Raw genomic sequence first — 22,944 nt, forward strand, 5'->3', positions numbered from 1 at the left:
TTTTAGGATGGTGAGCATCAACAAACCGATAAGGAAAAGTCCGCCAGTTAAGTAAATTAAACTTTTTTGATTTTTCATTTTTGTTGCCAAAACTGGACTAAAAAGCATTACAGGCAACATCGCCATTTGAAGGACAAAAAGCACCCAGCCTGTTCGGATTTTAGCATTCCAAAATCTACGAGAACCGTTGGTAGCAAAGCAACAAGGCAATAATACACCAAAGATTGAAGTCCCATAAAAATACTAATGCTCCAAGCTTGTTTGGATTTAAAAATATTAAATTTTGTCATAGCAATCGCACTTGTCGCAGTTTGAGTTGTTTTTTTACCAGTAATTAATTCCGCCGAAACTACGATTAACGCAAGGATTCCGCCAATAACCCAGATTCCCAACGAACCTTTCCATTCCATTCCTGTCCATTTACCAAGGTCGATACTCAAACCAGATGCTAAAGCAGCAACCAAACTCATTGCCACGGAAAAAACGCCTGTCATAATTCCGATTTTGTTGGGGAAAATATTTTTGATGTAGGCGGGAGTTAGGACATTTCCGATGCAAATTCCCAATCCAAGGATTAGTGAACCTACAAAAAGCGATGCCACATTTCCGTAAATTCTGATGTAAAGTCCGACAATTAAAATGATAAGCGAAATCAACAAACCTGTACGAATATTGATTTTCGCGGCTGCTCTACTCACCAAAATGGAGCACGTTGCAAACACAAAAAGCGGAATGGACGTGAGCAAACTCGCCTCTAAATTATCGAGATGAAAAACATTTTTTATTTCGTCCAAAATCGGACTTACCGCCGTAATTGGCGAACGCAGATTGCTGGAAACCAAAATCACGACCAAGACACCGAGCCAAGCGAGATTTTTATTGGTATTTTCTTTATTCATATTTTTTATTTTTTTAACGCAAAGACGCAAGTTTTAAATTTAATATTATCAGCATTTTGTCATTCTGAATGTAGCGAAGCGGAATGAAGAATCTATTCTTAATTAGATTCCTCCTTCGTTGGAAATCGAAGATTCGGCGTAGCCAATGACAAGGTCTCGTACATTTATATCTTATCCTTGGTAAATCAAAAAACTGCTTTCTTGCATTATAAATTTCTTTTGCAAAATTAATAATGTCGTTTGTATTAAATTTGCCATTAATTATATTTAAAACGACAAAATGAGTTTTAAAGACACAAAAGAAGACCGCGGACAACATGTCGAACATTTAGAAATCAATTCTTACGTTTGGTACGAAAGCGATTGGAAGCACGATGACAACGAAGATTCGCACGATTATTATCAGCTAAATTATGTTGAGGAAGGTTATCAGTATTTTCATATCGAGCAGAAAATCTATTTAGTTCCGCAGAATAATGTGATTTGGATTCCTGCCAACAAAAAACATCGGACAACCTCCGATGCGACGGCGGTTAATCCGATGTTGATTTTATTTAAGTCGGCTCCTAAAAAGGATTTTTATAATGAAGTTCACGTTTTCGAAGCGCCTGCTGTTTTGCGGGAAATGATGTTTTATGCCTCAAAATGGAACAAAGCGACCATCGAAAATCCCGAGCAACATCTTTTCCTAAAAGCTTTGTTGGGGAGTTTGCCTAACTTTTGCAACGACGCTTTTGGCTTGCAAGTTCCTGTACCAACGGATTCTCGACTGATTCCCGTTTGTCATTACATCAACGCAAATTATCAATACAACGTCAGCGCAGATGATTTGGGCGAAATTGCAAAAATGTCAGCCCGCAACTTGCAAAGAATTTTCAAGCAAGAAACGGGCATAACATTGCAAAAATATATTCAGCTCATCCGAATTATAAAAAGTATAGAACTTATCGATACCAAACGTTTCACACTAAGTGAAATCGCGTACAAAGTCGGCTACAAGAGTCTTTCCGCATTTAGCAATTCCTATTTTTCGATTATGAAAATGAAGCCAAGTGGGAAGAGGTAGTTTAGCGTTTAATGTCTAAAGTTTCAAGTTTAATTATTTTAATCAAATCAATTTTAAATAAAAAATCGACCTAAATTAATAAGTCGATTTATACAATTCCGAGCGCATTTTCACCAAAATAGAATCAACTTTTTTCTTGTCTGGAAAATCTGGTAATTTTGAATTTTCTGAAGCCGAATTTAATTTGTCCATCAAGGTTTTGGCGTAGTTCAAAAGTTCGTCATATTCTTTATCACCGTTTTTTATCGATAATAATTCTTCGCGATTTTCTACCCGAATATTGAGTTTTCCAGTTTCCAAAATTTGCAAAGCGGACTGCAAAAGCCTAATCGTGTGCATCATGTTTTTGCTATCGTAATTTTTGCCGTGCTTTTGGTTGGTGTCGTAACGGTCTTCATTTCGCTCGTTCACCCATTTCCAATATTCCTTATACTCTTTGCAGTAAACCGAATACGCATCTTGATTGAAAAACAAATAAGCTTCCACTTTTTCATTTTTCGGAATCGAAGACAAGCTAAGTTCGTTAGAATCTTCGTTTTTAAAAATTCCGCGGTAGTTTTTATCGCCTTCAACATCATAAAACAAAGCAAACATTCCTTTAGAACTCGGTAATTTGGCCAAACCGCAATGTTCTTGCAAAAATAATTTTTCATTCAGCCAATCTTTTAAAGAAACAGAATCTGCATTTTCGAAAACCGTACAGAAATCCAAAACATCTTTTCGTTTTTCGTCCATTGGATTGACGATTTTCTTTTTCAAACCTCTTGCTTTCTGGATTTGAGCCATCGCATAACCACCAAAAGTTTCTTTGCAAAGTTTTGACAGAAAATCATCCATTTTCAAATTATCAAAAACTGGATGTTTGTACAAAATGCAATCTTCGGGCGTTGCCAAAACTTCCAAAATATTGGGATTATTCTTCAACAATAGTTCTACAAATCTTCCCAATTCATAGTAAACTTCGTCGTTGGTTTCGTTCGCAACCTGCGGAATATAATCCAGTCCAAAGAAATCTTCCTTCGGCAAATAATAAACCCCTCGAATGTCCGTATCCGACTTCTCCGTCGCCAATCCGAAAGCTTTGCTTCCAGATATGGCTTCGAAAAGTAGGAGGTTTTTATGTTTTAAGTCGTGGATGGTCATGATGAATATTTTCTAAATGCTGCAATAGTTTGATAAATTCCAAATCCAACAAAAATTCTTCCAATAAAATCCCAAAAGTAAAACCCACTTGAATAATATATGTCCTTAGTACCTAAATAATCAAATCTATGTGTTGGCAGAATGAACTGCCAAAAATAACTTGATGAATTTGAAAAGGCATCTTTAAATTCATCAAAATTTTCATATAATCCTATTTCAAATAAATTAGTGGATAGAATTGACAATGTGAAAAAAAGGACACTAAACGACATTGTAAATAAAACACCTCTTAAAGGATTTATACCGAAGTTATTCGAAAATTTAGAAGAGTATAATATAGTTTTATCTTTCCAATTTAATTTTGATTTTTGTAGTTGAAGGTTGTTTTCTAAAGATAAATACTGCAAAAACAAGTGTTTATCTTCTTGTTTTTTGAAGATGTTTTTGAAATTTCGTGCTATGCTTAATGAATTATTGTTTTTAATTATTTTTTCATTTGATGGCATTGTGCAACTGTCAAATGTTATTGTATTAATATAATTGTCTTCGAAAATAAAGTCATCAAATGCATCAAAATTTGATTCTGAAAAAATAATATTGCTTAGGTTGCTATATTTAATCTTTAAACTTGATTTTTCAGTTTCAATAGGATAACTTGATAAATTATTGCAAACCAATTTTTTAATTGATACCAATTCATTTAACTCAAAATTTTGAACCTTTATATTCTTAATTAGTATTGTAGAATTGATATCTCCAACCATTTTAAATCTATTGAAATTCAAATCTGAAAGCACAATTTTGTTTATCCGAAAATCAATTTTCCCTCTTTGTCTATCGGAATATTCTTTATCTGAAATAAAGAAATCACGGACTAAGCAATTTGGTTTTTTATTATGTTCTGATTTTATAATAAAATCTCGACAATCTATGAAATTAATGTAGCCAAAAGTAATTAATGATACATGATTTACTACTTTTTTCGTTTCAATTAAAATTAACTGAAAGTTATCAATTGTAACATTATTAAAATTGATATTACAACCTTTGCTTGAATCAGGATGCAAAATTCTAATGTTATTAATTAACTCAGTTTCCTTAGTTGAAAAACTTATTACTCCAATTTCACTTTCAACGATATCAATCGATGTAATATTTCCAGAAAATCCTATTTGTGCTAGTTTGCTACCTCTAATTTGTAGTAAACTAAAGCTTCCATTAAATAGAATTGGTGTCTGCTCATATGATCTGCAATTTATTATTTCTACATGAACTTGGTTTCCAATATTAAGGATTTCGGAATACTGTTTGAAAAAAACATTTTTAAATTCAAATATCTTTCTATTATCATCTTTGTAAACTTTGTGCATATATTCATTGATCCATTATATATCTTTTTCATTAATAATGCAATCGTGAAATGAGACTCTTACCAACGTAGAACGATCTGGATAATGTAAAATATGTTTTAATGAATCGAAGTTTTCCATTTATTTTTCTTTTAAATATATTAATAATTTTCCACCAAAAACAGATTACGGAAACCCGTAATCTGCTTATTTATTTCACCAACTCCAAAAACACTTTTTCCGCTTTCGATTTGTCAAAATTCCCTGAGGGGAGTTCTTTTATTTTGTCGTTTAGAAAAGAGAGTTCAGAGACTAAATAATTTGTGAGCTCTTCATCTTTTGGGTGGTGATATTTTTCACCATTTTTAGATTTTATGCCTAACAAATATTCCACTTTTTCGCGTTCTAAATTTGGCAACAAATCCAACATTTCGTGAAAGATTACTGGTGGAAAACTTCCTTTTTCAACCACCCATTTTGTGGCTAAAGTCGTTCTTAAACAGTAGAAATAATCTTTTAGTTTTACTTCATCCGTTTTGCAGCTTTCCAAATACTTTTTGGCGATTCCCAAATAATGAAATGATACCGCAATTGGTGAAAAAGCATCTTTCGCCAAGTCGCACATTTTTTCGAGAAAATCATCATTTTTCATATAAAAAAGGTGCGAATACAAATGCTCCAAAAGCGGAACATTTGATTTTGCTAACAGCAATATGGTCTTTCTGAAATCCCATCCAGAACCGTCCAAATCATCTTCGGTCATGAATTCTATTGTGTCTTTTTTCTCCCACGGCGACAGATACCAATCCGTCGGATGCTTGTATATAAAGCGGATATCGTAATCGCTGTCGGGCGAAGCAAATCCCCAAGACCGACTTCCAGACTCTATCGCCAAAAGGATTTCTATATTTTTCTCTCTTTCAAGAGTTCTTAATTTATCTTTTATTTTTGTTTCCATTTTTGTAATGTTTTACGTTTAAAGTCTCAAGTTCAAGGTTTAACGCCCATCTTCCCGCATCCAACACTACTTCCTAAACTTCTTCTTTTTCTTCCAAGGTGCGTTTTTCTGCACGTCACCAGCCATGATACAACCGTAAGGAAGTACTTCGTCGATGATTTCGCACAAATTGTACTCTTCAATTTGAGCGCGCACATTTTGAGCATTTTTATACGCACTCGGCAATTCAGAAATATCGATATCATTCGTGAAAAATCTCACATCCAAACCAACCGTTTCTTCCGCGAAAATCTCTTCAGTCGTTTTGTGAGCCAAGCTTCTTTTATGCTGACTTCTGCTGAAATTTCTTCCCGCGCCATGAGGAGCAAAACCTAAATTTCTGTCGTTTGTAGCACCACTTACAATCAATACAGGTTCCGCCATATTCAGAGGAATCAATCGTGGACCTGTAATATCCGGCAAAAATTTGTCGTCCAGCGGCGTTGCTCCTTTCGCATGGTAGAATAAATCTCCGTCTCTGAATACGAAATTATGTTCATTCCAATATCTATCTAATTTTTCTATGTTCAACTTCTCCAAAGTCGCATTATGAATGGCTTCATGGTTTTCCTTCGTCCATTTTCTGATCAATTGCAAAGCCTCCCAATAGGCTTCACCTTCCTCGGTTTCAAAAGGAATCCAAGCGTTTTCCTTCAAAGTATCAGGCGAAATCTCCTGACGGAAACGGTTCGCAACCTTCATTCCTTTGTCATACAAAGCCGCTCCAGGCGCACGAGAACCGTGATGCGTCACCATCATTGTGTTACCCGTATTTTTAGAAATCCCAACAAACAAGAAGTGATTTCCATCGCCCTGAGTTCCCATATGCGAACGCGCAATGCTAATTAATCGCTCGTCGTTTAAGAACATATTTTCTCTAAAAGCGTCCATCAATTCAACACTCATCGGCATTTGTTCACCTCGAGCACGACCTCCGTAACCAAAATGCGTAATCGAATGCGCTTCGTCCAAAACCACTTTTGGGTCCACTTTCCCGAAATCTGTCAACATCACCGAACAACAAATATCCGCCGAGTGAAATCCTGGATGAATCGCATTTTTCGCTACCACCACGCCTCCTACAGGGATTTGCCCTTCAGGACCAGTCGGACAAGCATCCGGCATCAACGCTCCTGAAACCAAAGTCGGCGTCTTCATCAAAACCTCCATTGTTCTGATTACTTTTTGCACATTATCTTCCTCGGCTTCGTTTTCCGCTTTAATGTTAATGACAAAATCCTCCGCTTTTTCCTTTAACGGAATTGGGTTTGGCGCACGGAATTGCTCCAAATAAGCTTCCATTTCCGCTTGTGACAAGTCGTTTTCGTTGATATATTCCAAAGCTTCGGCAAACCATTTTTTTGGTTGATATCCTAAAGCAATTAATTCGTTTCCTGTAATTTTCATCTTTTCTAATTTTTTTTGGGCAGCTTGAACTTCGTTCGTAAACTTCGATAAAAGCCTTCGCTTTTTTCTCATTTATGCCTTCCGCTCCCAATCTTTTGTTCGTTCCTCACAAAAGGATTTCCGCTCAAGTCGGGCTGCAGCAATTCGACGTTTATAACTTTCCTGTTAATTTGATGATGCAAAGTAAAAACCCAATTGCGCAATCTTTTTGCGTAGTAAAATCTTTTTTGATTTTTTTTGAAAAAAGCTTTTATAAACTTGATTTTCAGTTTTTTTTAATATGCGTTAATTCTTGTTTATAATTCAAAAATTGGTCTTGCATTTGAAATATGGCAATTGTTAAAGAAAGGATTACAAACATTTAATTTTTAAAGTCATGAGAACAAGAGTATTAACTTTCTGCTTGTCATTAATTTTAACAATGACTATTAGTTTAAAAATGAGCGCACAATTACAAGTTTCTGTAAACTTTGCGCCTCCCGAAATTCCGATGTACAATCAAGTCGTTTGTCCTGGTGATGGTTACATCTGGGTTCCTGGTTATTGGGCTTACGATAATGCTTCAGGTTATTATTGGGTTCCTGGATATTGGACATTGCCACCTTCTTTGGGAATGCTTTGGACTCCTGGATATTGGGGCTTCGTTGACAATGCATACATGTGGAATCCTGGATATTGGGGTAGAAGTGTAGGTTATTATGGTGGTATTAATTATGGCTACGGCTATTTTGGTCGTGGTTACAATGGTGGTCGTTGGAATGGCAATACTTTTGTCTACAATACCGCAGTCAATAATATCGATACAACGATTATACACAATACTTATATTGACAAAAATTACGTTAACAATAATGTCAGAACCAGTTTCGCAGGAAAAGGCGGTGTAAAAATGGATGAAAGTCAACGAAATAAAATGATGCTAAATAATGAGAATCACATTGCGCCAACACAAGCACAACAAATACATAACGAATCTGCAAAAGCCAATAGTGAAATGCAATTCAAAAGTAATCAAGGTGTAATTTCTCAAAATGCAATTGCGAAAGAGCATGCAAACTTCCAAGCCAAAATGAACAACCAACAACGAGAACAAAATCAAATGATTAGCAATAATCCGCCAAGAAACATGGAAGTTCGTCCTCAAGAAGCTGCCATCCCAAAAGAAACTCGAGAAATTAATAATACGCCAAGACCAGCACCAGTTATTAGAATGCAAGGAGGAGGCATGCATAATGCTCCAAAAATGGAAGAGCCCCGTGGAGGAAGAAGATAGTATTTAATAAAAATCAAAATGAGCCTGACAGTATTTTAGTTAGGCTTTTTGTTATTCAGTTGCCAAAAATATGCTTGTCATTTTGAATTTGAAAATTTAAAATATGCATTTTAATCGATTATTAATTTCTTTTGTCGTATCTTTGAATACCTAATTAAAGAAAGCACTTGTTTTTATAAACTTTTCAAGGTTTATTATTCGCATTACTTTCATTTTTTCGCTGCTTTTACTAGCAACTTAAATATAAAATTAAGAATTAAAGGATAAGAAACTATTGCAGTTTCTAAATAATGAAGAGGTCAATAATGCTGTTGCAGCTTTTATTGAACTTAAAATAGTGTGTAGAAAAAGCCTGAAAGGCTTAACAATTAACAACCCAAAAATTAAATCTAAAATTATTTATGGCAGATTCTTTCTCAAAAAAAGAAAACTTTAAAAAGAAACAACAAAAACTAAAGGAAAAGGCAGCACGCCGTGAAGAACGCAAGACCGAAAACAATAAAGGAAAAAGTCTTGATGAAATGTTTATGTATGTGGACGAGTTCGGTCAATTGACAAGCACGCCACCTGACCAACGCGAAAAAGTTGAAATCGATCTAGATGCTATCCAACTTGGTGCAGCACCGATTGAAGTTGACGAAACCGAAATTACAGGTATTATCACTTTCTTAAGCGATAAAGGTTACGGTTTTATAACAGAAAATGGATCGAAAGAAAATATCTTTTTCCACATCAATAATTCTGAAGAGGAATTGAAAAAAGGTCACAAGGTAACTTATGAGAAGGAAAAATCTCCAAAAGGTTTTTCAGCAGTTAATATTAAAATCGTGAAGTAATTTTACTTCAACTTAATAACTAAGCTTGTTTCGAAAGAGACAAGCTTTTTTTTGTGCAAAAAAAATATTGCGCATTGAAATTGCGTAGCAGTTTTATTTTTGTATTTTTATTAAGTTTAAATGTAATAAGTAAAAGCTGAATTTTGTAGTTTCTTCAACTTATTCTGAGTGAGAGCATTTTTCTAGGTTAAATACAGAAACGAATAATGATTAATAATTAAGTCTAATTTTCAATGGAGCTTTATTTTATTACAATTTTAGTTTTAATTGTATTAGGTGTTTACTTTGCTCATGAAAGGTCAAGAGCATTTAAAAATTCGATCGAAGTCATAAAAGCACTATCAAAAACTCAGAAGATTAAGGAAATTATTGGTGTTAGATGTTCAACATTAGTTTGGGGAGGTAGAAATACTAATTACCTTTGTAATAGAGCTGATCTATATATCTTCGATGGGATATTTTTTATTTGTGGCTACCAGAAGATATTTGGATGGAAAATTCTTAAAACAATATTTGTCGTTACAAGAAACAAAATAGAATACAAGAAACTATTTCTTAAAGCTGAATTTCCGATAGTAAGAACTTTACATAATTACGCTAATCAAGATCTCTTTATCAGATTAAGTGATGAGAATTTTCCGTCAATGACTTTGGAAATAAGCTTTAAGGGACTTTCGAAAGAACAAAAAGAACTATTTAACATCTTCAACCATTAATACTATAATCAAATGTCTTCCAACAAAAATGCTTTAATTCGGTATAAAACCCTCGATAAATGCTTGAAGAACAAGTATAAAAAGTATACGCTTGACGATTTAATCGATGAGTGTTCGGAAGCTTTATTCGAGTTTGAAGGCAAAGAATCCTTTGTTAGCAAACGTACTGTACAATTGGATTTGCAGAATATGCGCAGTGAAAAGTTTGGTTATGAAGCGCCTATTGAAGTTTACGAACGAAAATACTATCGCTACAGCGACCCAGAATACAGTATTCATAATATTTCGGTTACAGAAAGTGATTTGAAAGCGATGACCGATGCTATTCAGATTCTAAAGCAGTTCAAAGATTTTTCGATGTTCAAAGAAATGAATGGTGTTATCCAGAAACTGGAAGATTCGATACAAGCAACGCAACAAAAATCAATTATTCATCTTGATAAAAACGAGCGTTTAAAAGGTTTAGAATATATTGATGTTTTGTATCAAGCAGTTCTCAATAAACAAGTTTTAAGTATTCTCTATCAAAGTTTCACTGCTCGCGAAGCACAAAACATGACCGTTCATCCACAATTGTTGAAGGAATACAACAACCGTTGGTTTTTGATTTGCCTTCATAAAGGTAAGCTTTACAATTTGGCTTTGGACAGAATGCAAGAAATTAATAAAGACGAAAAAACCACTTACATCGATTATAATTTGGATGCGGATCGATACTTTGGAGAAGTAATCGGCGCAACCGTTTCGGAAACGCAACGTCCCCGAAATGTCGATTTTTTTGTTTCCAAAAAACATGCGCCTTACGTCATCACAAAACCTTTTCACCATTCTCAAACAATTCTAAAAGAAGATGACAAAGGGACAACTTTTAGGATTTGTGTTCAGCTTAATTTCGAGTTGGAAAGAATGATTTTAGGAATGGGAGAATTTATAACCGTAATAAAGCCTGATAAACTAAAAGAACGAATCCAAAAAAGTTTGAAGCTTGGTTGGCAGAATTATGAAAGTAATAGAAGTGATTGAGCGTACTGAATTATTTCTTTTCTACATGATAATAATTCATTTGGAAGAGAAAAGTAATTAAATTTTCATCTTCAATTCTTCTAACCAATTTCCGTCAATTCGTTTAATTTTCTGAGTTTCATGGTCGAAAAGTATCCACAATGTATCCGAACTTACAACCAATTCTTCACCTAAATAAAACTCGACTTTTCTTGGTTGCTTAATTCCGATGGGAGAAAGCGGAAAAGTTTTAACAATTAAATTATCTCCAAGGAAAACCTGCTTTTTGTATTGAATATGATGATCAAAAAGAACCCAATAATCTTTTGAGTATTGCGTCTTGTTTTTTAGAACTTCCCAATGATCAGCTGCAATTTCTTCCACCCAATGCACATATTGGACATTGTTAACATGATCATTTTTATCTAAATGCTCTTTGCTAATTTTTATTTCTTTACTATGTACTAATTCTGACATTCTCCAATATTTTAATTCAAATTTATTAAAAATTATAGTGTGAAAAAATCTTCGCACATCATGTAGAAGCAGAAAATTTTATATTTTAGGAGTGGAATTTTATCGGATTTTTATAGAAAGTTTGTTTAAATTTATTACTTACATTTTAAATTTTCGGAAGTAGAATTTCGCACAATTTTTAACTGAAATTTTTACATAATTATGGCAACAACTAACATCTATTTAACTTTTGAAGGTAACTGTAAGGAGGCGTTCGATTTTTACAAATCTGCATTTGGTGGAGATTTTCCTCACGTTGGAAAATTTGGCGATATGCCTGAAGTGGACGGAAAAAAAATATCCGAAGAAGATAAAGAAAAGATTATGCACATCACATTACCAATCAGTAAAGAAACTGTGTTAATGGGAAGTGATGCGGGAACAGACTGGGGTAGAGGACTGACTGTTGGAAACAATTTTTCGATTGCGATTAATGCAGATTCTAAAGAAGAAGCGGATAATTTATTTAATGCTTTGTCGGCAGGAGGTAAGATAACAATGCCTTTGCAAGAAACCTTTTGGGGCGCTTATTTCGGAATGTTCGTCGATAAGTTCAATATTAATTGGATGATGAATTATGATGATCCGAGCAAGATGCAAAAGCATTAAGTTTAGTTAAATTAAAAGCTGCTTTCGAGATCGAAAGCAGCTTTTTTTGAATAAAAAAAAGGCAATCACCTCATTAGTAAAAGCCTTTCACAATACAATATTTAGTTTGGTTAACAAGTTCGAGAACTTATTGATGCAAATATAATTGTACTTTCTATTCGAAAAATACGGTTAACCGTAAAATTGAATTTAAAATTTAATATTCTGGTTTTTATTTAGAAAATCTAGGAGTACATTTTTGATTTTTGTTTCAACATCATAGTAATAATCACTGTTTTCAGGCATTTGATTTTCAAGGATTATCAAACTTAAATCGTATTTAGGAATATAAATATTTAAAGCGCTAAAACCATCACCTAATCCTGTATGTCCATAATAATTAATGTTTCCATCATTCACAATTCGGATTCCGTATGCGTAAGGCATTTTTTCTTTTCCAAAAACATCGTGTTGCGACATCGCTTTTGCATTAAGCAAATGTTGTAAACTTTCCTTTTTTAGAATTTTACCAGAATAGAGTAGTTGGTTCCATTGTCCAAGCTCGCTTGCGGATGCTAACCATCCATCTGCGGCGGCAAAATCTGGACGAATACCACTTTTTTCTATAGTTTCAATTTTTCCATTTTCGATTAAATGTCCTTTTACTTGTGACTGTTTGCTATTTGCATCGTAGATTTCTGGGTTTTTAAAACCTAAAGATTTTAGAAAGTTCTTTGCTTGTTCGGCGTAAGGTTTTCCATAAATGTTTTTCAAAATCTTTCCTGCAAGTGCAAATGATAAATTCCCATAGCGAAAATTTGTTCCTGGTTCAAAGGCAAGTTTTTGATCTGTCTCAATAATTCCATGTGTATGGTTGAGAAGTTGGTATACTTTAACGGAATCTTTCCAAGACGAATCTAAATCTGGAATATAGCTAGAAATTGGAGCTTCTAGATTTAGTTTGTTTTCTTCAACCGCTTTCATCATCATAACAGCAGTCAATTGCTTAGTTATAGACATAACCTCAAAACGATCTTCGAAGCGCAGTTTTGTTTTTGTCTTAAAATTTTGATAGCCAAAACTTTTGTGGTATAGATTGTGATTTCCTTTTGTAATCAAAACATTGCCATTAAATTTAATAGGCGATTCCTGATGAATAAGCGAATCTATTTTAGGATAAATAGACGAAATCTTTTGTCCCTTAACCTGTAACATGAGCATTGATAAGCAACTTATCAACAAAACTAATTTTGGTTTAAAAAACATCTGATTAAAATTCTAGAAATTTTCCTCTGTACGAAGATTTTTCGTGGTTTTGGTTTGTAAGAAAATCATCAAAATAGCTGATGTAACAACACCTAGTGCAAGTGCTCCAAATGTCCCTTGTCGAACATAATTGGCAAAATTATATTGTGCTTTGGCTTCATTAAATGTTCTATAGTAACCATGATTAAGAGAATTTTGGATGGCGTTTTTAAAAAAATCTGGAGATATAACAAAAGAAATAACCCATTGAACAAAAGGTGCTAAAAATGCTATAAAAACTGATAAAATAATACCTGAAGTAACACCTTGCTTGAAAGACATTTGACCTTTATAAAAATTTTTCTTTTTGTCAAGTAGAGCAAATAACATCATTAATGTAGCCGGAATTGCATATAGATTGGTCAAATATGTTTGATAATCAATATATTTATCATGAAGACCTACTTGTTTTTCTAAAAATGACCATACCAAAGTCATGATGCTAAAAAGTATTGCCCATTTTATTTCGATAGTAATTCGCTTCATTATAGTTTTTCAATGGTAATTTGTGAAGTTACTAAAATATTACTTTTATTTTGATTAGACAATATATCCATATTATAAATTGTTTACGAAAAATCATTATTTCTTTAACTGTTTGTACATAAAGTATTTTTTTTATGAGCAAGTATTTTTCTAATTTTGTCCAGAATTTTAACACCCTGTAAGATAATATTTAAATATAAAAATGTTTGTTACTTAAGTTAATTCTTATTGATGTTAATAGTGATTTGCATTGTCTTGTTTTTAAAAGTGACAATTGTAAGTTATTGCAAAACAATAAGTGTTGATATTTTTGTGAGGCTCATGTTGATTGAGCTTAACTAACGGTTATTTTTTTTTAAGTGGGTAGTTTCGGATTAGAAAGATTCCCAATTTTCTATGGATATAATGCCTTACTTTTTTGGCAAATCTGATTTATGTCTTGTCCGAAAAATATGAATTCTTATTAGATTGGTGTACATTAATAATGAAAATTATAGGCTATTATTAAGTTTAAATAAAAATTATGCTATCATCTTTAACTAGAAAAATGCTGATGTGTCTCACGGGACTTTTTCTAAGCTTTTTTCTTCTGATTCACTTTTTGGGAAACCTTCAACTCTTTTTACCAGAGGATGTGGCGCACCATCAGTTTAATGCGTATTCGCAATTTTTAGCTGGAAATGTTATTATTAAAATTGTTTCTTATGTGCTTTATTTTTCCATTATCCTGCACGCTGTAGATGGATTAATTATCACTTTGAAGAACCGCAAATCAGGCGGAAAATATCAAAATGACCGCCGCGGAAGAGCTAGCAAATGGGCTGCACGAAATATGGGCGTTTTGGGTACTTTGGTTTTGATATTTTTAGTAATACACTTTCAAAACTTTTGGTATGTGTACAAATTTGGAACACCACCAATTGACGAGGCAGGAAACAAAGACCTTTATATACTGGTAGTTTCGGTGTTCAAAGAATGGTGGTACGTCCTTATCTATGTTATTTCTATGATTGCGTTGTGTTACCATTTAATTCACGGGATTTACAGCGCTATCCGAACTTTAGGTTTGTATCATCCCAAATATGTAAAATGGTTTAAGATTGTAGGTATCGCTTATTCCATTATTATTTGCGCAGGTTTTGCCATGATGCCTATTTACATTTACTTCACTAATCTTTAAATCGAAAAACTATGATTTTAGATTCTAAAATTCCAGAAGGACCACTAGAAAAAAAGTGGGAAAATTATAAAAAGAAAGCCAAATTGGTGAACCCTGCCAACCGTAAGAAATTGGATGTTATCGTTGTTGGGACAGGTTTAGCAGGAAGTTCTATTGCTGCATCTTTGGGCGAAATGGGTTACAATGTAAAGTCATTTTGCTTCCAAGATAGTCCAAGAAGAGCACATTCGGTAGCGGCGCAAGGTGGTGTGAATGCTGCCAAAAATTATAAAAACGACGGCGACAGTGTGTACCGAATGTTTGTTGACACCTTAAAAGGTGGCGACTTCCGTGCTCGTGAAGCTAATGTTTATCGCATGGCAGAATGTTCTTTGGAACTTATCGATCAAGCTGTGGCGCAAGGTGTTCCTTTCGGTAGAGAATATGGTGGTTACCTTAACAATCGTTCTTTTGGTGGTGTACAAGTAAGTCGAACATTTTACGCACGAGGACAAACGGGACAGCAGCTGCTTTTGGGCGCTTATCAAGCTTTGATGCGACAAGTTGGTAAAAAATCTGTTCAGCTATTTTCAAGACACGAAATGCTTGATTTGGTAATGATTGACGGCAAAGCGCGTGGCATCATTGTCAGAAATTTGGACACTGGCGAAATCGAAAGACATGCGGCTCATGCTGTTATTTTGGCGAGTGGCGGATATGGCAAAATCTATTATCTATCGACGCTGGCAATGGGTTGCAACGGTTCTGCAATTTGGCGAGCACATAAAAAGGGTGCTTTGATGGCTTCTCCTAGCTGGATTCAGATTCACCCAACTTCTTTGCCACAGTCAGGAGATTATCAATCCAAATTAACCTTAATGTCAGAATCTTTAAGAAATGACGGCCGTATTTGGGTTCCTTTAAATAAAGATGAAAAACGCGCACCAGTCGATATTCCCGAAAATGAAAGAGATTATTATCTAGAACGTCGTTATCCGGCATTTGGAAATTTAGCGCCTAGAGATATTTCTTCTCGTGCTGCCAAAGAACGTATTGATGCAGGTTTCGGGATTGGTCCATTGAAAAATGCGGTTTACCTAGACTTCTCAAAAGCGATTAAAGAACAAGGAAAAGAGAAAATCAAAGAAAAATATGGCAACCTTTTTAGCATGTACCAAAAGATCACAGGCTACGATGCTTATAAAGAACCGATGATGATTTCGCCTTCTGCTCACTTTTCGATGGGTGGACTTTGGGTAGATTACGAGTTAATGACCAGCGTTCCTGGATTATTTGCCTTGGGTGAAGCCAATTTTGCAGATCATGGCGCCAACCGTTTGGGAGCCAATTCTCTGTTGCAAGCTTGTGTTGACGGCTATTTCATCGCACCTTACACGATTGCCAATTATTTGGCTGACGAAATTCACACTGGAAAAATTTCGACCGAAGATAAAGCTTTTGACGACGCAGAGGCTCAGGTGAAAAATCAGATTCAAACTTTAATGAGCATCAAGGGTACCAAAACTGTGGATTATTATCATAAAACTTTGGGTAAAATTTTATACGATTACTGCGGTCTTGCAAGGAATGAAAAAGGTTTAAAATTCGCTATCGAGGAAATCCGAAAACTGAAATCCGAGTTTTATAAAAACGTAAAAGTGACAGGACAAGCCGAAAGCATGAATTCCGAATTGGAAAAAGCAGGTCGTGTTGCCGATTATTTCGAAATTGGAGAGCTAATGTGTTATGATGCTTTAACCCGAAACGAATCTTGTGGCGCCCATTTCCGTGAAGAATACCAAACGCCCGATGGCGAAGCGATGAGAAATGATGCCGATTACAAATTTATTTCCGCTTGGGCATGGACTAGCAACGATAACGAGCCCGAATTAATTAAAGAATATTTAAATTTTGAAGAACTCCAACCAACGGTGAGAAGTTATAAATAAAAAGCACAAACTATGAATTTACATCTTAAAATATGGAGACAAAAAGACGCGAAAACGGAAGGTAAATTGGTCGATTACAAACTAAAAGAGCTCAATCCGCACATGTCTTTTTTGGAAATGCTAGACATCCTCAACGAAAAATTAATTGTTGCTGGTGACGAGCCAGTAGAATTCGATCACGACTGCCGTGAAGGGATTTGCGGGCAATGCGGTGTGATGATTAACGGTTTAGCACACGGACCTTTGGAAAATACAACGACTTGCCAATTGCATTTGCGTTCTTTCAAAGACGGTGAAACCATTGTTATTGAGCCTTTCCGAGCAGAAGCTTTCCCTGTGAAACGAGATTTGAAGGTTGACCGGACTGCTTTTGATCGCATAATTTCGTCTGGTGGTTTTGTGTCTATCAATACTGGGCAAGCACCCGATGCGACAGCGATTGCTGTAACTCACCAAACCGCTGAAGAGGCTTTTGATGCAGCAGCATGTATCGGTTGTGGTGCTTGTGTGGCGACTTGTAAAAACGGAAGTGCCGCACTTTTTACTTCTGCAAAAATTTCGCACATGGTTTTATTACCTCAAGGTAAAGAAGAGCGTAGCAAACGTGTTTTGGACATGGTTGAACAAATGGACAAAGAACATTTTGGACATTGTTCCAACACCGAAGCTTGCGAAGTCGAATGTCCACAAGGAATCTCGGTGCTTCAAATCGCCAGAATGAATTACGAGTACAATCGAGCTTTATTCTTTAGAAAGAAATAAGCTTTAGAAAGGTTCGAAGACATAAAAATTCAAACCATACTTTGATAATAATAATGAGGTTTTCCATTTGGAGAACCTCATTTTGTTTTGAGCTATTTTTTCTTTCTTAAAATCGAATATACTTGACAAGTCAAACAATAATTAAAGCTAACTATTTGTTTTATAGATTGAATTGAACTTTAAATTTAATTTTTAAAACTATCTTTGTAAAATATTTATTTGAGTAGTCAAGTATTTATAAAGTTTAAAATATTTAAAAATGAGTTCAAAATATATAAATATCGATGGTATTTCGATTTGCTACGAACAGTTTGGCGAGGAAAATAAAGAAAGTATTTTACTTATTTCTGGTTTGGGAAGTCAGATGACACGTTGGAATTTAGACTTTTGTCAAAAGTTGGTGACTAAAGGATTTCACGTGATTCGATTTGATAATCGCGATGCTGGGAAAAGTACTTTTATTGAGCAAAAAGTTTCGGACGTTGGACAATTAATGCAACTTTTACAGCAAGGAAAAATTCCTGAAAATGCCTATTCACTTTTGGATATGGCAAAAGATGCAATCGGATTGTTGGATGCCTTGAAAATAGAAAAAGCGCATATTGTCGGTCGCTCGATGGGCGGAATTATTGCTCAAGTTTTAGCTGCTGAATTTCCGGAAAGAGTTTTGAGTGCAACAATAATAATGTCTACTTCTTTAAATCCCGAACTTCCGCAAACTTCGCCAGATGTTATGCAAATGATGATGCAGAAAGTTCCAGATTTTAAAACGGAAAAAGAAGCTTTTCGAGAAAACCGCTTGAAGTTTGCTAAACGAATTTCAGGCAGTTTGACTCCTTTTGATGAAGAGGCAGAATGGCAAACACTTGTCGAGGAGAATCAGCGTGCAGTGCCAGCACAAACCTTGGGACATATTACGGCGATGACTTTGACGGGTTTTAATCCCGAACGTTTTGATAAAATTAAAGCACCGACTTTAATTATTCATGGAACCGAAGACCCAATTTTTCCTTTGGCTTGTGCAGAGGATTTACATACACGAATCAAAACTTCAAAACTTTTAAAAATTGAAGGTATGGGACATGAAATTCCACTTCTTTTGAATGATAAAATTGTAAATGCAATTTCAGATTTAGCAAAGATTTAAATTCAAAAAAATATTGATTGAAAGTTTTGCGTACATTTGATTTTTGCAAACTTTGTCATGGAAAAGAAAACCAGCATCAACCAGTTTTATCAGGAAATGTCTAATGCAACGGGGCAAAATATCTATAGTTTTTTGCCGCCAGATATTTCCAAGGATATTGGACATTTTAATATTTTTGATATCGCGGAAACTTTCAATGAAACACGTCGCACACAATTGATGCCCTACAACAAACGGATGTATTACAAAATCAGTATGATTCGTGGGCATAATTTAGCGGAATATGCAGATAAAACTTTCGAAATCAAAAAGAATGCTTTGCTTTTTGCAACACCTAAAATCCCGTATCATTGGTTGCCTCAAGATGAGCATCAGTTGGGGTTTTTCTGTGTTTTTACCGATGATTTTTTAGTTCGAAATAAAACGGGTGTTGTGTTGGATGATTTGCCAATTTTCCAAACGGGTGCTTATCCGATATTTCAAATTGACGATGAAAAAGCGGAAGAAGTGTTGCAAATCTTCCGAAAGATGCAACAGGAGCTGCATTCCGATTATCGTTTTAAATATGATTTGATCCGAAATTATGTTTTGGAATTGATTCATTATGGACAAAAACTGCAACCTTTAGACGAGCAAAATTCTTCGCATAATGCGGCTGCAAGGGTAACTTCACTTTTCATTGAGTTGTTGGAGCGACAATTCCCGATTGAATCTCCCAATCAAAAACTGAATCTTCGAACAGCAAAGGATTTTGCGGAAAGATTATCGGTTCATGTCAATCATTTGAACAAGGTTTTAAAGGAAAGCATCGGCAAAACAACGACCGAAGTTATCGGTAATCGAATTGTTCAGGAAGCTAAATATTTACTCAAACAAACCAATTGGAATGTTTCGGAAATTGCTTACAGTTTGGGCTTTGAAGAAGTGGCACATTTTTCTAACTTTTTCAAAAAACATACGCAATTAACGCCTTTGGCTTATCGAAACTAAATGATTTGAATTTTACAAATCATTCATTGATTCACGCAATATTGAATTGCCGATTTTCTTGCAACTTTGCATCATTAAATAAAACAAAAATATGAGTACAGAAAATAAGATTGCTTTGGTAACTGGCGGAAGTCGTGGTTTGGGCAAAAATATGGCTTTGAGTTTAGCGAAGAAAGGTGTGGATGTGGTTTTGACCTACAATAGCAACAAAGAAGAAGCGGACAAAGTGGTGGCCGAAATCCAAAATTTAGGACAAAATGCCGCGGCGTTTCAGTTGGATGCTGGAAATGTGAAATCTTTCGATGCTTTTATAAAGGAAGTTACGAATCATTTAACCGAGAAAACAGGAAAACCGAATTTCAATTATTTGGTCAATAATGCTGGAACGGCTTTGTATGCACCTTTTGCAGAAACCACGGAAGAACAATTCGACAATGCAGTGAATATCCATTACAAAGGCGTGTTTTTCTTGACGCAGAAAGCTTTACCTTTTTTAAATAATGGTGGTAGAATCGTGAATATTTCAACTGGTTTGGCTCGTTTTTCTAACCCTGGTTCATCAGCTTATGCAGCCATGAAAGGCGCTGTAGAAGTTTTGAGTCGATACTTAGCAAAAGAATTGGGTTCTCGCGGAATAACTGCAAATACAGTTGCACCCGGAGCGATTGCTACGGATTTTGGTGGCGGAAGAGTGCGTGACAACAAGGAAATCAACGACCATGTTGCTCAGGTTACGGCTTTGGGAAGAGTTGGTTTGCCAGATGATATTGGTGGCGTAGTTGCTTTCTTATGCAGCGACGATGCACGTTGGGTTACAGGTCAACGCATCGAAGTTTCAGGCGGAATGAATTTATAAATTTTCTTTAAATAGAATTATAAAACCACAGAACATTTGATTTTCTGTGGTTTTTTGTTAAAAGTAAAATCATTGTTAAAATTGTTTAAAACAGTGTTGAAATACTATTTGATTTACGAAAAAGTCCTATTTTTAAAACAATTAAAACCTACAAACACTGAAAAATGACTGAAAACGAAGCTTTTATTTACGAATCGATTGAGAACCAAGTACGAATGGGATTTTTGTCGCTTGATGAGATTAAAGACAATATTTTAGATGAAATTGAAGACAACGAATTCGAAAACGAAATCTCGGAAGATTGGGCAACTCAACATATTGAAGTCGAATGGCAATCGAGGTTAAACGAAACCAAAACATGGAAAAACCCAACCAATACCGACCGCTTGATAGCCGCTTTTGACGAACTTTGTGACCAAAATATTATTGCGCTTCACAATGCAGGTTACACGACCAGCGACGGCGAGTATGAGGTTGTGGACGTGGAGCGAAAGTTGCGCGACAACGGAATTGTTTCTCACGGATATTGCTTTTATCACGAGCAAGACTTGTCAAGGGCAATTGCAAAGGAAGATTCGAGTTTATACATTGCTTTTCAGAAAGTGGATAATGAAGATGATGACGTAACCATCGCGGTTGGCAAAAAGGTGGTTGAAGTTTTAAAAAAGCACCAATTTGAAGTTGATTGGAGCGAATCGCCGACTACTAAAATTCTTATTCCAAACTTTAAATGGGAACTTTTCTATGACGAAAATAATGTTGATTTATTGGATTATGAGTCGGTTGCAAAGCGTATGATTAAGAAGAAATAATTTGCATTTTAATACAACAAAAGCCGCTCAACAGAACGGCTTTTACTTTTGTTAAATTGTAAGAAAAATCTCCTCTTTTGATTTTCTAATTTTTGGCATTTTGCTATAGAAATCGTTGTCTGACCGATATCCGACAGCTGCAATTACGGATGTATTTAGATTGTGTTTTTCCAAGTCCAAGATTCTATTAAATTCCTCGGCATTAAAGCCTTCCATCGGCGAAGCATCAATTTGTAATTCCGCCGCAGTAATGAGCAATATTCCCAAGGCAAGATAAGTTTGCTTTGCTGTCCATGTTCCAAGATGGTCGCCAAGACCTTTTACAAACCGAGAAACATCCTCCTTATAACTTGCAACATCTTCGATTTTCAAGTTTCTCATTTTTATCATTTGGTTAAAATACTCGTCAATTTGTGCATCAGTAACTTTTGTATAATTTGCAAATACAAAAAGCTGAGATGATTCGCCAATTTGTTCTTGTCCATAAGCTGCATTTTGCAATTTCTGTTTCGTTTCGGGATCTTCAATTACTAAAACTTTGAATAATTGAAGTCCAAAAGAAGTTGGCGACAATCTAATCGCTTCTTTTAAAATTTCTAAATTTTCAGCGCTTAGTTTCCTTTGAGAATCGTATTTTTTGACCGCGCTTCGCCAATTTAGGTTTTCTATTACTTTGTTCATTTTCTTTGATTTATTGAACAAATGTATATTCATAAACTTGAAAATAGAATAGGAGTTACCTTTTGGTAACCGATTACTTAGAAGTTAGTTTGGAATATTTTTTTACTTTTGAATTTCCTAAATAAACCATTTGATGAGCAAACAAAATTTGGAAATTACAGATCATTGCCTTGAATTAATGAAGGGTCTGAAAGACACCCAAGATTTATTGCGTGGCAAATGGAAAGTGGTAATTATTCAAACTTTGAATTATGGTCATGTCCTAAATTTTGGGGAATTAAAGTATTATATCACCAATATTTCAGCGAAAGTTTTGACCCAAGAATTAAAAGATCTCGAGCAGAATCTTTTGATAAAACGCGAGGAAACGACTTCGAAACCGATGACCGTAAATTATTCCTTAAGCGAATTGGGAAAATCCTTGTTCGAGATCTTGCAACTAATGTCTCATTGGGGTGTTGAATATCGAAAAACCGTTTTTAAGAAGGAAGATGACTAACATTATTAACTGTATTTCATCAAAACGATCCTGTCGTCTTCCGATTCTTTTTCAATTTTAAAACCTGCTTTTTTATAAAGACGAAATGCTGACAAATTATCTTTGGCAACTTCCAAGAAAATACTGGTTTTTGGAAATCGGTTTTTGGCTTCTTTTAAAATGAATTCTAATAAATATTTTCCAATATTTTGACCTTGGTATTCAGGTTTTACGAACATCTGAATGATATTTCCGTTGCCATTTTTATCTTTCGCAAACGTGCAAATGCCAATAAGTTTTTCATCATCAAAAGCGCCACAAACAAATCTATCAATGCTTTGATTTTCGATTTCAATTTCGAACGCTAATTTTTTCTGCTTTGCCGAATCTTCATATTTTACTTCAAAAGAATCTGGAAAGGTTTTTAAACTTTCCAATCGAATTTCACGATAAATTTTGCTTTCATTAGGCAATAAAACTCGGTAGATAATGGACATTTTCTTTGCTATATTTAATCAAAAATACGG

Annotated in this window: 24 protein-coding genes; 14 read left to right on the forward strand and 10 right to left on the reverse strand. The window is 34.8% G+C overall.

Features of this window, described 5'->3' with window-relative positions:
* Window positions 1-107: 107 nt before the first annotated feature.
* Window positions 108-899, reverse strand: a complete 792-nt coding sequence (locus Q1V95_RS13710) for an MFS transporter (protein WP_300675080.1) — start codon at window positions 897-899, stop codon at window positions 108-110.
* A gap of 280 nt (window positions 900-1,179) precedes the next feature.
* On the opposite strand from Q1V95_RS13710, the gene Q1V95_RS13715 reads away from it, so the two are divergent.
* Entirely contained in the window at window positions 1,180-1,965 is a 786-nt protein-coding gene (locus tag Q1V95_RS13715; RefSeq protein ID WP_300675082.1) for an AraC family transcriptional regulator, read from the forward strand.
* A gap of 75 nt (window positions 1,966-2,040) precedes the next feature.
* Here the strand turns inward: Q1V95_RS13715 and Q1V95_RS13720 are convergent, their stop codons facing one another.
* From Q1V95_RS13720 to Q1V95_RS13735, 4 genes are all read right to left on the reverse strand, one after another.
* On the reverse strand, window positions 2,041-3,108 hold the full coding sequence (locus tag Q1V95_RS13720; protein ID WP_300675084.1) for a nucleotidyltransferase domain-containing protein: 1,068 nt from the start codon (window positions 3,106-3,108) through the stop codon (window positions 2,041-2,043).
* Window positions 3,105-4,478 carry a hypothetical protein gene (locus Q1V95_RS13725; RefSeq protein ID WP_300675086.1) on the reverse strand — a complete coding sequence of 458 codons (1,374 nt, stop codon included), beginning with the start codon at window positions 4,476-4,478 and terminating at the stop codon, window positions 3,105-3,107. Before Q1V95_RS13725 ends, Q1V95_RS13720 begins: the two co-directional genes overlap by 4 nt.
* 190 nt (window positions 4,479-4,668) lie before the next feature.
* On the reverse strand, window positions 4,669-5,415 hold the full coding sequence (locus tag Q1V95_RS13730) for a nucleotidyltransferase domain-containing protein (RefSeq protein ID WP_300675088.1): 747 nt from the start codon (window positions 5,413-5,415) through the stop codon (window positions 4,669-4,671).
* Between the two features lie 66 nt (window positions 5,416-5,481).
* Window positions 5,482-6,861, reverse strand: a complete 1,380-nt coding sequence (locus tag Q1V95_RS13735; RefSeq protein ID WP_300675090.1) for an RtcB family protein — start codon at window positions 6,859-6,861, stop codon at window positions 5,482-5,484.
* Between the two features lie 439 nt (window positions 6,862-7,300).
* Here Q1V95_RS13735 and Q1V95_RS13740 point away from each other — a divergent pair, with 439 nt between their 5' ends.
* The 4 genes from Q1V95_RS13740 (at window position 7,301) to Q1V95_RS13755 (ending at window position 10,709) form a co-directional block, all read left to right on the forward strand.
* Entirely contained in the window at window positions 7,301-8,134 is an 834-nt protein-coding gene (locus Q1V95_RS13740) for a YXWGXW repeat-containing protein (protein ID WP_300675092.1), read from the forward strand.
* Window positions 8,135-8,535: 401 nt separating this feature from the next.
* Window positions 8,536-8,970 carry a cold shock domain-containing protein gene (locus tag Q1V95_RS13745; protein ID WP_300675094.1) on the forward strand — a complete coding sequence of 145 codons (435 nt, stop codon included), beginning with the start codon at window positions 8,536-8,538 and terminating at the stop codon, window positions 8,968-8,970.
* A gap of 233 nt (window positions 8,971-9,203) precedes the next feature.
* Window positions 9,204-9,686, forward strand: a complete 483-nt coding sequence (locus Q1V95_RS13750; protein WP_300675096.1) for a hypothetical protein — start codon at window positions 9,204-9,206, stop codon at window positions 9,684-9,686.
* A gap of 12 nt (window positions 9,687-9,698) precedes the next feature.
* Window positions 9,699-10,709, forward strand: a complete 1,011-nt coding sequence (locus Q1V95_RS13755) for a WYL domain-containing protein (protein WP_300675098.1) — start codon at window positions 9,699-9,701, stop codon at window positions 10,707-10,709.
* 57 nt (window positions 10,710-10,766) lie between these two features.
* Here Q1V95_RS13755 and Q1V95_RS13760 read toward each other — a convergent pair whose 3' ends face one another.
* Window positions 10,767-11,165, reverse strand: a complete 399-nt coding sequence (locus Q1V95_RS13760; RefSeq protein WP_300675099.1) for an acyl-ACP thioesterase domain-containing protein — start codon at window positions 11,163-11,165, stop codon at window positions 10,767-10,769.
* 201 nt (window positions 11,166-11,366) lie between these two features.
* Between Q1V95_RS13760 and Q1V95_RS13765 the strand changes: the two genes are divergently transcribed.
* Complete coding sequence (locus Q1V95_RS13765; protein WP_300675101.1) at window positions 11,367-11,813, forward strand: VOC family protein; 447 nt, start codon at window positions 11,367-11,369, stop codon at window positions 11,811-11,813.
* Between the two features lie 189 nt (window positions 11,814-12,002).
* On the opposite strand, the gene Q1V95_RS13770 is transcribed toward Q1V95_RS13765, so the two are convergent.
* Window positions 12,003-13,007: a serine hydrolase domain-containing protein gene (locus Q1V95_RS13770; protein WP_300675103.1), complete on the reverse strand. Its 1,005-nt coding sequence runs from the start codon at window positions 13,005-13,007 to the stop codon at window positions 12,003-12,005.
* Window positions 13,008-13,070: 63 nt separating this feature from the next.
* The gene (locus Q1V95_RS13775; RefSeq protein WP_300675105.1) at window positions 13,071-13,583 is read right to left on the reverse strand and encodes a DUF4199 domain-containing protein; all 513 of its coding nucleotides are present in this window, start codon (window positions 13,581-13,583) and stop codon (window positions 13,071-13,073) included.
* A 523-nt stretch (window positions 13,584-14,106) separates the two neighbouring features.
* Between Q1V95_RS13775 and Q1V95_RS13780 the strand changes: the two genes are divergently transcribed.
* The 7 genes from Q1V95_RS13780 to Q1V95_RS13810 all read left to right on the forward strand — a co-directional run bounded on the left by Q1V95_RS13780 (window position 14,107) and on the right by Q1V95_RS13810 (window position 21,258).
* On the forward strand, window positions 14,107-14,763 hold the full coding sequence (locus tag Q1V95_RS13780; protein ID WP_300675107.1) for a succinate dehydrogenase cytochrome b subunit: 657 nt from the start codon (window positions 14,107-14,109) through the stop codon (window positions 14,761-14,763).
* Window positions 14,764-14,774: 11 nt separating this feature from the next.
* Window positions 14,775-16,691, forward strand: a complete 1,917-nt coding sequence (locus tag Q1V95_RS13785) for a fumarate reductase/succinate dehydrogenase flavoprotein subunit (protein ID WP_300675109.1) — start codon at window positions 14,775-14,777, stop codon at window positions 16,689-16,691.
* Between the two features lie 12 nt (window positions 16,692-16,703).
* Window positions 16,704-17,453, forward strand: coding sequence for a succinate dehydrogenase/fumarate reductase iron-sulfur subunit (locus tag Q1V95_RS13790; protein WP_300675111.1), 750 nt, complete (start codon window positions 16,704-16,706; stop codon window positions 17,451-17,453).
* Between the two features lie 259 nt (window positions 17,454-17,712).
* On the forward strand, window positions 17,713-18,600 hold the full coding sequence (locus tag Q1V95_RS13795; RefSeq protein ID WP_300675113.1) for an alpha/beta hydrolase: 888 nt from the start codon (window positions 17,713-17,715) through the stop codon (window positions 18,598-18,600).
* Window positions 18,601-18,657: 57 nt separating this feature from the next.
* A complete protein-coding gene (locus Q1V95_RS13800; protein WP_300675115.1) occupies window positions 18,658-19,590 on the forward strand; it encodes an AraC family transcriptional regulator in 933 nt (310 codons plus the stop codon).
* Window positions 19,591-19,681: 91 nt separating this feature from the next.
* Window positions 19,682-20,446: an SDR family oxidoreductase gene (locus Q1V95_RS13805; RefSeq protein WP_300675117.1), complete on the forward strand. Its 765-nt coding sequence runs from the start codon at window positions 19,682-19,684 to the stop codon at window positions 20,444-20,446.
* Window positions 20,447-20,610: 164 nt separating this feature from the next.
* Entirely contained in the window at window positions 20,611-21,258 is a 648-nt protein-coding gene (locus tag Q1V95_RS13810) for a hypothetical protein (RefSeq protein ID WP_300675119.1), read from the forward strand.
* Window positions 21,259-21,309: 51 nt separating this feature from the next.
* Here the strand turns inward: Q1V95_RS13810 and Q1V95_RS13815 are convergent, their stop codons facing one another.
* Complete coding sequence (locus Q1V95_RS13815; RefSeq protein ID WP_300675121.1) at window positions 21,310-21,939, reverse strand: NAD(P)H-dependent oxidoreductase; 630 nt, start codon at window positions 21,937-21,939, stop codon at window positions 21,310-21,312.
* A 133-nt stretch (window positions 21,940-22,072) separates the two neighbouring features.
* Between Q1V95_RS13815 and Q1V95_RS13820 the strand changes: the two genes are divergently transcribed.
* Window positions 22,073-22,438, forward strand: coding sequence for a winged helix-turn-helix transcriptional regulator (locus tag Q1V95_RS13820; protein WP_300675123.1), 366 nt, complete (start codon window positions 22,073-22,075; stop codon window positions 22,436-22,438).
* A 5-nt stretch (window positions 22,439-22,443) separates the two neighbouring features.
* On the opposite strand, the gene Q1V95_RS13825 is transcribed toward Q1V95_RS13820, so the two are convergent.
* Window positions 22,444-22,914 carry a GNAT family N-acetyltransferase gene (locus tag Q1V95_RS13825; RefSeq protein WP_300675125.1) on the reverse strand — a complete coding sequence of 157 codons (471 nt, stop codon included), beginning with the start codon at window positions 22,912-22,914 and terminating at the stop codon, window positions 22,444-22,446.
* Window positions 22,915-22,944: the final 30 nt, after the last annotated feature.

Origin of the sequence: Soonwooa sp., from assembly GCF_030151385.1 — a bacterium.
Lineage (GTDB): Bacteria > Bacteroidota > Bacteroidia > Flavobacteriales > Weeksellaceae > Soonwooa.